The organism is Sphingopyxis sp. P1IMeth2 (assembly GCF_900185685.1).
GTDB classification, from domain to species: domain Bacteria; phylum Pseudomonadota; class Alphaproteobacteria; order Sphingomonadales; family Sphingomonadaceae; genus Sphingopyxis; species Sphingopyxis terrae_A.
This window is the reverse complement of the sequence record NZ_FYAT01000017.1, coordinates 186,020-196,823: the sequence shown is the minus strand read 5'-3', so window position 1 is coordinate 196,823 and position 10,804 is coordinate 186,020. Positions and strand designations below refer to the sequence as shown.

Below are 10,804 nucleotides of genomic sequence, written 5' to 3'. Positions count from 1 at the left end.
GCCATCTCGTCCTCAAGCAGATCGCCGAGCATCGCGACGTGCGAGGGACCCTTGGGCGCTACCCAGCCATATTCGGTCAGATGACCTCGGATGGCATTGATCAGCTGGGTGCGCTGCCGCACCAGCAAGTCACGGGTCCGGAACACCAGGCTTGACGCCTGCTGCTCTTCACTCTTGATCGCCACGAACCGCATGCTCGGGCGCTGGGCGGCCTCGCAAATCGCTTCAGCATCCGCCGCATCATTCTTGTTCCGCTTCACGAACGGCTTCACATACGCGGGCGGGATCAGCTTCACCTCGTATCCCAACCGTGTCAGCTCTCGGCCCCAATGGTGCGCGCCCCCACAGGCTTCCAGCGCGACCGTACAACGCTGGTGCCCAGCAAAGAACTCCAGCAGCTTCCCTCGGACGATCTTGCGGCTGAACAGTGCCCGCCCGCTCGCATCCGCGCCGTGCGCATGAAAAACATTCTTCGCGATATCCAGACCGATTATGCTAACTTCCAACACGGACGCCTCCTCTAGTGGTGTGACAACACCTCCACTATGGCACATCGATGCCGCCGGGGGGCGTCCACCCCATCACCCCATTTCAAACATCTACGCTGACGGGGTAGGGTGGAGCTAGCGCGCGTAGTCTAGCGGGCAATAGCCAAGCGGTATTTCTCATCTTCACCGGTCGCGGTGCACCGCATTGGATAAAATGCATCATTATAGCTTGAGCACGTCGGTAGCGGCGTCCGCTTCGAACCGATTGAGGAATCAGGCGTGCGAGGTGTTGGCTTGAAGTTCGGCGATGCGCTCTGAGCAAATCGCATGAACGGCCCGACCGAGGTCCTCCACGCAGCCGCTTAGCCATTTAAGCTCTTCTTCGGTGATGCGGTAGTGCTTCGAATAGCGGGCCTTCACATAGGCCTCTTTCAGCTTTTCAAACCGCGCTCGATCTTCGCGGCGTTCGCGAGGCCACGCATCAACCAACCGCATGTCGATCCGCTCAGCCTGCGTGCGCAGGAACGCGAGATTGTGGACATGAGGCGTGTAGAATGTGCAAACCAAAAGGACGCAGTGGTAAAGGCGTTCCGCCGCTTGGTGCATCAGGAATGCGGCCAGCTTCGTTTTCCCATTGGCAATGGCATCGTTCGCGCTGCCGTGAAAATCAGAGGCGGTAGGAAACCATTCGTCAAAATACTCCCGCGCCATGGCCAACGCCTGATCGGGCGTCTTCGGCTTCGGCGTGTGAAGCGGTTTGTCGTCATATTCGTAGAGCGCGATCCCGTCGCGCGCGACGTCCATGAAGAAATAGCGGCCATGGGCGAGGCCGTCGTTGACCTCCTGCAGGGTGTGAACGATGAAGTTCACCGGCGTCTTGAGGGTCTTGTCGATTGCCAGTTCACGGATAAGCCGATCTTCGAGCTTGCCCCAGAAATCAACTTTCTCTGTGAGACGCTTGTCGTTGACGATGATGAGAAGGTCGAAGTCGGAGCGATAGCCTTTGGCGGTGTGCGGTTCATCGACCCAGCCGCCGCGCGCGTAGCTGCCGTAGAGGATGATCTTGTCGATCCGGCCCTTCTTCTTCCATCCCATCGTGCCCAGCGCGATGGCGTCCTCGAACTCTTCGAAGACGATCGCCTTCACGCGATCGAGTTCGCGTTGCTTGTTGGCTGGAAGATGGTCGAGGTCGGTTTTCATCGCTGGCGGCACCCTGTCGGCGCGGCGGCTGCTTGGCAAGGTCTAGGCGGCCTTATCGCCTCCAGAATTGCCACCACCTGCGGTTCTTTCTGTCGACCGAATGGGCGATTACCCGCAAACTGCGGATCATCGCTTCCTCGACCTCGGCAATGCTTACGCCATGGCGCTCGGCAAGCTGGCGATAGCTAAGCTCCTCGACGCGGTGCCCGAGAAAGATGGCACGGTCGGCCGCGTCAATGCGATCGACGGCGCGCTCATATTGACGGAGCAGGTGGCGCCGCGCGCGGGTGTAGCGGCTCACCGCTTCCTCCCGTCACAATAGTTTGCCCAATCCTCCATCATCAGGCGCCGCTTTTCGAGGAGGTTGCCGCGCCTGTAGGCAGCCTCGACCTTGTTCGCGACGGTATGGGCGAGGGCTGCTTCGGCAACGTCGCTCGGGTGGTTCGTTTCTTCGCTCACCCAGTCCCGGAATGACGATCGGAACCCATGCGCCGTGTAAGGCTCACCCATCTCCTTGAGCAGCTTGGTCAGCGTCTGATCCGACAGCGGGCGATTGCGCCGCATGCCGGGAAAGACAAGATCGCAACCCTTAATCCGCAACCGCGCGCACCGCTCGACGATACGCAGCGGGCGGCAGGTCAGGGGAACCACATGCTCCCTATACGCCTTCATGCGGTCCTTGGAGAGTTTCCACAGGCCCCTCTCGAGGTCGAACTCTCCCCACGTCGAGCCACGAACCTCGCCCGACCGGGCGGCGGTGAAAATGGCAAATTCGAGGGCGAGGCGGCTGAACGATTCCCGCTCGCGCAGACGCTGTATGAAGGCGGGCACGTCTTCATAGGGCATGGCCGCAAAGTGGTTGTCGCGGCGGGGCTGGCGGGGCAGGCCTTTCGTGATCGCCCGCATCGGCGCGTCGGTTTCGCGGTAGCCTGACGCATAGGCCCAATCGAGGACCGCGCCGATCCGCTGCCGGACGCGGCGCGCCGTCTCCGGCTTCGCCAGCCAGATGTCCGCGAGCAGGTCGCGGATCATCGGGCCAGTGATCTGATCGACCTTAAATTTTCCGATGTGCGGGAAGGCGTAAAGCTCCATCGTTCGCATCCATTGCGCGTGATGCTTGCCGTTGCGCCACGTCTTCGAGTGTATCTCGTAGGTTGTGACGGCGGCGTCCTTGAAGGTCGGAACTGCCTGCCGCTTGCGGCGCTCAATTTGAGGATCAACGCCCATCTCGATCTGGCTGCGAATTTCCTGCGCCATTTCGCGCGCTTGAGCCAGACTGACTTTCTGGCAGCTGCCAAGGCCGAAGTCGCGGCGCACGCCGTCGCTCTGGACCCGGCACACCCAGCTGCTGGTGCCTCCTGGCCGTTCGAGGCGCATGAGGCCGTCACCGAGACTCACCCGCCGCTGTTTTTCCTTGGGCTGCGAGAGCCCGTTCGAAGTGCTTTTCATCCCTCTGATCATAAAATTTGTTCCCACATTGGCAAAAATGTCGGCCTGGATCATGTGGGACGCACAGGGATACGAATCGCATCTCAAACCCGCAGCTAAGCTGGGGTTTCGGAGACGGTTCGGGAAAGAGTGGGATTGAAACCTGGCGGACAGGGTGGGATTCGAACCCACGGTGAGCTTGCACCCACGGCGGTTTTCAAGACCGCTGCCTTAAACCACTCGGCCACCTGTCCTTGCGGCGCCGACATAGCGCGGCGGCGGCGCGCGGCAAGCGAAACCTTTGGCGCGCGCGGTGCGAACGGTCCGGCGCGCGAATGACTCGTCCTGTCCCGCCGGCGGCTGGCCAAGGGGGCTGTATCCGTGGCAGACACGCCCTATAGGGTGGGACATATGCACGCTAAACCATTCAGAATCGGACGCCTCCTCGCCCGGATCGGTGTCCTCCTCTCCGCCTGGACCATGGCCGCGTCGGCACCGCTGCACGCACAGGCGGCCGATCCCGGCTTCGATACCTATGTCCAGTCGCTATGGCCCAAGGCACAGGCGCGCGGTGTTTCGCGTGCGACCTTCGATCGGGTGACGGGCGGGCTGCGCTTCAATGCGCGCGTCGTGGCGCTCGATCGCGACAATCTGGGGGCGCCGCCGCGTCCCGATACGCCGATCCCGGCTTTTGCGCCGTACAAGGCGAAGCATGTCGATGCCGCGCGCATCAATGGCGGACGCCGCGTGCATGATCGCCTGTTGCCGCTGCTGTCGCGGATCGAGGAGCGAACGGGCGTCCCGACGAGCATCATGATCGCGATCTTCGGACATGAAACCGCTTATGGGGCGGTAACCGGCAATTTCGACCTGCCCGAAGCGCTGGCGACGCTTGCCTATGAGGGACGCCGCCGCAGCCTGTTCGAACCCGAATTCATTGCGACGCTCGAAATGGTCGAAAAGGGCGTTCCGCGCGACGTCCTGAGGGGCAGTTGGGCGGGCGCGTTCGGCTATCCCCAATTCCTCCCCTCGGTCTATCTCAAGATTGCCGAGGACGGCGACGGCGACGGCGTTGCCCGCATCTGGTCGAGCGAGGCCGACGCGGTCGAGTCGATCGGTTCCTACCTGCGCCGGGCAGGCTGGCATGCGGGCGAACCATGGGGCGTTGCCGTACGCGTTCCCGACGGCTTCGACCGTTCGGCAATGGAAACCCGGCTCGAGCCGACACGCTGCCCGCGCGTTTTCGCCCGCTACAGCCGCTGGCGGTCGATGGCTGAATGGCGCGCCGCCGGGTTCCAGCCAGTGAGCGGACGCTGGCCGGCGGACCATATTCAGGCGACCTTGCTCGAACCCGACGGCCCGGGAAAGACCGCCTATTTGCTGACCGGTAATTATCGTGCGATACTCGACTATAATTGTTCGAACTTTTACGCACTTTCTGTGGGGTTGCTGGCGGATGAAATCGATCGTTAGGGGCGGGGGCGCGGCCACGCTGGTCGCAGGAACGGCATTGGCGCTGGCGGCATGCGGCAGCTTTGACGGCAAGAGCAATACGGCGGTCGCCGCTGCGCCCGCGACGGCACCTGCCGACAATGGCGTATCGGACGTGCCGGTGAAACTCGGCGATCCCTATACCATCGCGGGCACGACCTACACGCCCGCGGATGTCGCCGATTATGACGATGTCGGCTATGCAAGCTGGTATGGTGATGAAGCGGCGGGCAAGCCGACCGCCAATGGCGAGATATACAACCCCGACGGTATCAGCGCGGCGCACAAGACGCTGCCGTTGCCCAGCTATGTCGAGGTAACGGCGCTCGATACCGGGCGCACGATATTGGTTCGTGTCAACGATCGCGGACCCACGAGCAACGACCGGCTGATCGACCTTTCGCGCGGCGCCGCCGCACAGCTCGGGCTGACCGATGCGGTGAGCGCGGTTCGCGTGCGCCGGACCAATCCGCCCGCCGCCGAGCGCGCGCAGCTTCGCGCTGGCAGGCCGGTACCCGAGCGGCTGGCAACGCCCGAATCGCTGCTGTCGATCCTGCGGACCAAGATCAAGCAGGTGCCCGTGCCCAAAGCGGCGGCCGCCACGGTTCCCGATCAACCGGCGCCGCCGACGGCATCGGCTCAGGCCAAACCCGGCGACGACCGGATGGCGGTAACCAGCAGCAAAAAGCCCGAACCTTCCAAGCCGGCCCCGGCGGCCAAGCCGGCTACACCCGAAAAGAAGGCGGAACCGGCACCCAAAGCGGTTGCGGGAAGCTTCGTCGTTCAGGTCGGCGCGTTTAGCAGCGAAGCGCGGGCCAATGTCGCAGCGAAATCGGTCGGCGGCCATGTCGACAAAGCCGGCAAATTGTGGCGCGTCCGCATGGGGCCCTTTGCCAGTGACGGCGAAGCAAAAGCCGCACAGGACAAGGCGAAAGCCAAAGGCTTCCGCGACGCGACCGTCCTGCGCGACCGCTAAGCCGTGCAGCGTCGCAACGGAATCGCGCGTGCTATAGGCGCCGGACTGGCGGTAACGGCGCTTGCAAGCACCTTTCCGGCGGCTTCGGCGGGGAATGACAAGCCGAAGCCGGGCGCAGTGAGCAGGCCGCTCTACGTAACCGAAGCGCCGATCGTGATGTTGAAGGATCTCGATTCGGGCGCGATCCTTTTTTCCCGCGGCGCGGGCAAACGCTTCGCGCCGGCCTCGATGGCCAAGGTTATGACCGCCTATGTCGTGCTCGACCTGATCAAGCGCGGCGAGTTGTCGCGCGACAAGGTCTTCACGATCAGCGAAGCGACCTGGCGCAAATGGAACGGCAGCAACGGCGGGTCGACGATGTTCCTGCGCGCCGGCGAGAAGATTTCGGTCGATGAATTGCTCAAGGGCCTGATCACCGTGTCGGGGAACGACGCAGCCGCGGCGCTGGCGGTCGGGATCGATGGCAGCGAAGCCGATTTCGTCAAGCGAATGAATGCGATGGCGGCCAAAATCGGCATGACGTCGAGCAAGTTCGGAACGCCGAACGGCTGGCCCGATGGCGGCGTGACCAAGGTAAGCGCTGCCGATCTTATCACGCTGGCGGACCGGCTGATCCGCGACCATCCCGATGGTTATGCACGCTATTTTTCGATCCCGCGCTTGCAGCATGGCGTGTCGCCAGAAGGCAAGCCGATCGTCCAGCCGAACCGCAACCCCATTCTGGGGCGCTTTGCCGGGGCCGACGGCCTCAAGACCGGCCACACCGCTGAAGCGGGCTATTGCTTTCTCGGTTCGGCAAAGCGCGATGGCCGGCGCCTGATTATGGTGGTCGCGGGCATGAAGAGTGAAAAGGCGCGGCGCGACGAGGCCGAACGGCTGATGCGCTGGGGCTTCGACGCTTGGGAAGGCCGCGAACTGGTGCCCGCGGGCACCAAGGTCGGGGCGGTCGAGGTGCAACGCGGCGCACGGCCGAGCGTGATGGCCGAAGCTGGTATTGCGGTCCGAATGACGGTTCCCAAGGGCTATGCCGGCGGCTATCGCGCCGCGATGCAGAGCCGCAGCCCGCAAAACGCCCCGATCGAACGCGGCACTCCGATCGCGCGTCTGATCGTGACGCCCGACGGCCTGCCGCCGCAAACCACGCCATTGCTGGCGGCGAAAGACGTGGCGCCGGTCGATGGCGTCTGGACACGGCTGCGCAGCGGTTTTTATCGGCTCGCCGGGCGATGAGGGGGCGTTTCATCACGCTCGAGGGCGGCGAAGGGGTTGGCAAATCGACGCAGATTCGCGCGCTGGCCGCGGCGCTTGCCGAACGCGGGATCGACGTCGTCGCGACACGCGAACCAGGCGGCAGCGCCGGCGCCGAGGCGATCCGCGCGCTGCTGATGGAGGGAGACGACGATCGGTGGGACGCGCGTAGCGAAGCGCTGCTCTTCGCCGCCGCGCGCGCCGATCATGTCGCGCGCACGATCCGGCCCGCGCTCGAACGTGGCGCCTGGGTGCTTTGCGATCGCTTTGTCGATTCAACCCGCGCCTATCAGGGGGCCGGAGGCGGGATCACCGACGCCGATATCATGATGCTGCACGGCTTCGGCTCGCTTGGACTGTTGCCCGACCGGACCTTCCTCCTGACCGTTTCCGCGGCAGAGGCGCGCCGGCGACTGGCGGCGCGCGATGCCGCCGGCGCCGATCGCATGGGCAGCAAGCCCGCCGATTATCAGGCCCGGCTCGCCGCGCGCTTTGCGGAGATCGCAGCGGCGGAGCCGCTACGCTGGCGTCTGGTCGAAGCCGATGCGCCGGCAACCGCCGTTACCGCGGCCCTGTTGTCGGAGCTTGCCGAATGGCTGCCATGATCGGACATCACGACGCCGAGAAGGCCTTTCTTGAGCCTTGGACAAGCGGCCGTCTCCACCACGCCTGGCTGCTCGCCGGCCCGCAGGGAATGGGGAAGGGCGCCTTTGCCGCACGGGTCGCCCGCTTTCTGGTCACGCACGACCGGGCGGGCGAGGGAGGGGCGCCGCTGTCGCTCGACGATCCCGGTGATGAGCAGGCGGGCAGGCTCGTTTCGGCGGGGAATCACCCCGAGATCATCCATCTGACGCGGCAGGTGAAGGACAAGAGCAAGGATCTCGCGCGCAACATCACGATCGATCAAGTGCGCGGCATGATCCGCCGCCTGCATCTGTCGCTGTCGCTCGGCGCGTGGCGCGTCGTCGTCATCGATGCGGTGGACGATCTGGAAACCGACGGCGCCAATGCGCTGCTCAAGACGCTCGAAGAGCCGCCGGCGCAAACCTTGTTCCTGCTCGTCAGTAATTCGCCGGGACGCCTGCTGCCCACGATCCGGTCACGCTGCCGAATCCTGCGTTTTCAACCAGTTGAGCGTGACGTCATGACGGCGTGGCTGCACGAGCTGCGCCCGATGCTCGACATGGCCGAGGTGCGCGCGATCGTCGTGGCGTCGGGCGGGGTTCCCGGCAAGGCGCTGGCGCTCATCGACAGCGACGTCGCGGTCATGGAAAAGAAACTGCTGGCGATCGCGACCGGCGGTGATCGCGACAACCGGCTACGCGAAGCGTTGGCGCGCGAAGTCGGCGGCACCAGCAACCGGGCGCGGCTCGAATTGGTGATCGACATCGTGCCGGGCCTGCTGGCACGGCTGGCGCGCGAACGCCCGCTGGGAGAGATCGCACCGGTGCTCGGTCAATGGGACCGCATCCAGCGGACGGTGCGCGATGCGGTGCGCGGGTCATATGACGGGGCGATGGTGGGGTTCGAGATCGGCAACTGCCTCGCCGAACTCGCGCCGCGCGGCGGGCAGGCGGCACGCTGACGCTTTCCCTTGGCCGCGCCAGCGGCTAAGGCGCGCGCATGTCCGAACCATTTTATATCACCACCGCCATCAGCTATCCCAACGGCCGTCCGCATATCGGTCACGCCTACGAGGCCATCGCGACCGACGTGATGGCGCGCTTCCAGCGGATGCGCGGCCGCGACGTGCGCCTGATCACCGGTACCGACGAACATGGGCTGAAAATGTATCAGACCGCGCGCGACCAAGGCCGTGCGACGATCGATCTTGCCGACGAAATGTCGGGATATTTCCGTGAGATGTATAGAAAACTGAATATCAGCTATGACAATTTCATGCGCACGTCGGACCCGGCGCACCATCGCGCATCGCAGGCGATCTGGCGGGCGATGGAAGCCAATGGCGACCTCTACCTCGACCGCTATGAAGGCTGGTATTCGGTTCGCGACGAAGCTTTCTATGATGAAAGCGAACTGACCGACGGGGAGGGGGGCGTTCGCCTGTCGCCGCAGGGGACGCCGGTCGAATGGACCGTCGAGGAAAGCTGGTTCTTCCGCCTGTCGGCCTATCAGGACCGTTTGCTCGCGCTCTATAACGACAATCCCGACTTCATCCGCCCCGAAAGCCGCCGCAACGAGGTGCTGCGCTTCGTCGAGGGCGGATTAAAGGATCTGTCGGTATCGCGCACGAGTTTCGATTGGGGCGTCCCGGTGCCGGGCAGCCCCGGGCATGTGATGTATGTCTGGGTCGACGCGCTCACGACCTATTTGTCGGGCATTGGCTATCCTGACATGGACGGCGATTTTGCACGATTCTGGCCGGCGAACATTCATATGATCGGCAAGGATATCGTTCGTTTTCATACTGTTTACTGGCCGGCCTTCCTGATGAGTGCCGGTCTGCCGCTTCCGCGCCAGGTGTTCGGTCACGGCTTTCTGCTCAACCGCGGCGAGAAGATGTCGAAATCGCTCGGCAACGTTGTCGATCCGATGACGCTCGCCGAACAGTTCGGCGTCGATGCGCTGCGCTATTATCTGCTCCGCGAAGTCAGCTTTGGGCAGGACGGCAGCTATTCGGCCGAAGCGATCGTGCGCACCGCGAATGCCGACCTCGCCAACAGCTTCGGCAATCTTGCGCAGCGCAGCTTGTCGATGATTTTCAAGAATTTGGACGGCGAGATTTCGAACGATTACTCTCCGAGTGAGGAGGATTTGGCTCTTAGGAGCGCCGTTCGCGACGCCGCAGTAAATTTGCTTCCTCGTGAGTTTGAAGAGCTGTCATTTTCCGTCGGCATTGAGGAATGGCTCCGCGCAGTTTTTGCTTGCAACCAGTATGTTGATACGCAGGCCCCGTGGGCGCTGCGCAAGACCAATCCAGAACGGATGCGTGCTGTGCTGATGACTCTCTTTCGGGCTATTCGCACACTCGCGATTGCGATCCGTCCGGTGGTGCCGTCCGCGGCTGACGCGCTGCTCAACCAGATGGGAATCGCCGACGATGCGCGCGACTTCGCCGCGCTTGCCGACACCGAATGGTTTGCGAAGCTTGCTGCCAGCGGTTTTGCGGTCGGCCAGCCGGTTCCTATCTTTCCACGCCTTGAACTGCCCGAAGGGGAAGGGGAGGCCTGATGCTCGTCGATTCGCACTGCCACCTCAATTACAAGGGGCTTGCCGAGCAGCAGGGTGAAGTGCTGGAGCGCGCGCGGGCGCGCGGCGTCACCGCGATGCTCAACATCGCAACGCGCGAGAGCGAGTGGGACGACGTCCTGGCTGCTGCCGAAGCCAATACCGATGTATGGGCTAGCGTCGGCATCCATCCGCACGATGCCGATCATCATCCCGATGTCGACACCGCCAAGCTGGTCGAGCGCGCCGCGCATCCGCGCGTGATCGGGATCGGCGAGACGGGGCTCGACTATTATTACGACAAGAGCGATCGCGTGCGGCAACAGGAAAGTTTTCGCCGCCATATCCACGCATCGCAGCAGACCGGCCTGCCGATCATAGTCCACACCCGCGATGCCGAAGCCGACACGCTGGCGCTGCTCGGCGAAGAGATGGAAAGGGCGTCTTACACCGGTGTGATTCATTGCTTCACCGCGAGCGACGACTTCGCCAAAGCGGCGCTCGACCTTGGGCTGTTCATCTCGATCTCGGGGATCGTGACGTTCAAAAATGCCGCCGATCTTCAGGCCACGGCAAAATGGCTGCCGCAGGACAGGCTGCTGATCGAAACCGATTCCCCCTTCCTTGCCCCCGTCCCGCATCGCGGCAAGACCGGCGAGCCGGCCTTTGTGGCCGATACGCTGGCTTTTCTGGCCGACCTGCGCGGCGATGATCGCGAAGCGCTGGCAGCGGCGACAAGCGCGAATTTCTACGCGCTTTTCAACAAGGCGGCGCCATGACGTCA

Annotated in this window: 11 protein-coding genes and 1 tRNA gene; 7 read left to right on the top strand and 5 right to left on the bottom strand. The window is 63.6% G+C overall.

The window, feature by feature from the left end; translation table 11 throughout:
* The 5 genes from P1IM2_RS17720 to P1IM2_RS17700 form a co-directional block, all read right to left on the bottom strand.
* Positions 1-509 (bottom strand): IS110 family transposase (locus P1IM2_RS17720; RefSeq protein WP_186403319.1); only part of this gene is annotated, 509 nt, incomplete at its 3' end.
* Positions 510-761: 252 nt separating this feature from the next.
* Entirely contained in the window at positions 762-1,688 is a 927-nt protein-coding gene (locus P1IM2_RS17715) for a nucleotidyltransferase and HEPN domain-containing protein (protein ID WP_186403318.1), read from the bottom strand.
* Between the two features lie 52 nt (positions 1,689-1,740).
* Positions 1,741-1,989 (bottom strand): sigma factor-like helix-turn-helix DNA-binding protein, encoded by a 249-nt coding sequence (locus P1IM2_RS19080; protein WP_186403317.1) that lies wholly within the window; start codon positions 1,987-1,989, stop codon positions 1,741-1,743.
* Positions 1,986-3,191: a phage integrase central domain-containing protein gene (locus P1IM2_RS17705; protein WP_260834191.1), complete on the bottom strand. Its 1,206-nt coding sequence runs from the start codon at positions 3,189-3,191 to the stop codon at positions 1,986-1,988. The genes P1IM2_RS19080 and P1IM2_RS17705 overlap by 4 nt, the downstream gene beginning before the upstream one ends.
* An 89-nt stretch (positions 3,192-3,280) precedes the next feature.
* Positions 3,281-3,370 (bottom strand) — tRNA-Ser (locus tag P1IM2_RS17700).
* A gap of 226 nt (positions 3,371-3,596) precedes the next feature.
* On the opposite strand from P1IM2_RS17700, the gene P1IM2_RS17695 reads away from it, so the two are divergent.
* From P1IM2_RS17695 to P1IM2_RS17665, 7 genes are all read left to right on the top strand, one after another.
* Positions 3,597-4,589, top strand: a complete 993-nt coding sequence (locus P1IM2_RS17695; protein ID WP_186403316.1) for a lytic transglycosylase domain-containing protein — start codon at positions 3,597-3,599, stop codon at positions 4,587-4,589.
* Positions 4,573-5,583 (top strand): septal ring lytic transglycosylase RlpA family protein, encoded by a 1,011-nt coding sequence (locus P1IM2_RS17690; protein ID WP_234178969.1) that lies wholly within the window; start codon positions 4,573-4,575, stop codon positions 5,581-5,583. Before P1IM2_RS17695 ends, P1IM2_RS17690 begins: the two co-directional genes overlap by 17 nt.
* A gap of 117 nt (positions 5,584-5,700) precedes the next feature.
* Positions 5,701-6,813: a D-alanyl-D-alanine carboxypeptidase family protein gene (locus tag P1IM2_RS17685; protein WP_186403315.1), complete on the top strand. Its 1,113-nt coding sequence runs from the start codon at positions 5,701-5,703 to the stop codon at positions 6,811-6,813.
* Positions 6,810-7,436, top strand: a complete 627-nt coding sequence (gene tmk, locus P1IM2_RS17680) for a dTMP kinase (RefSeq protein ID WP_186403314.1) — start codon at positions 6,810-6,812, stop codon at positions 7,434-7,436. Before P1IM2_RS17685 ends, tmk begins: the two co-directional genes overlap by 4 nt.
* Positions 7,424-8,416: a DNA polymerase III subunit delta' gene (locus P1IM2_RS17675; protein ID WP_186403313.1), complete on the top strand. Its 993-nt coding sequence runs from the start codon at positions 7,424-7,426 to the stop codon at positions 8,414-8,416. The genes tmk and P1IM2_RS17675 overlap by 13 nt, the downstream gene beginning before the upstream one ends.
* Before the next feature lie 38 nt (positions 8,417-8,454).
* Positions 8,455-10,023, top strand: coding sequence for a methionine--tRNA ligase (gene metG, locus P1IM2_RS17670; RefSeq protein WP_186403312.1), 1,569 nt, complete (start codon positions 8,455-8,457; stop codon positions 10,021-10,023).
* Positions 10,023-10,799 (top strand): TatD family hydrolase, encoded by a 777-nt coding sequence (locus tag P1IM2_RS17665; protein WP_062902443.1) that lies wholly within the window; start codon positions 10,023-10,025, stop codon positions 10,797-10,799. Before metG ends, P1IM2_RS17665 begins: the two co-directional genes overlap by 1 nt.
* Positions 10,800-10,804: the final 5 nt, after the last annotated feature.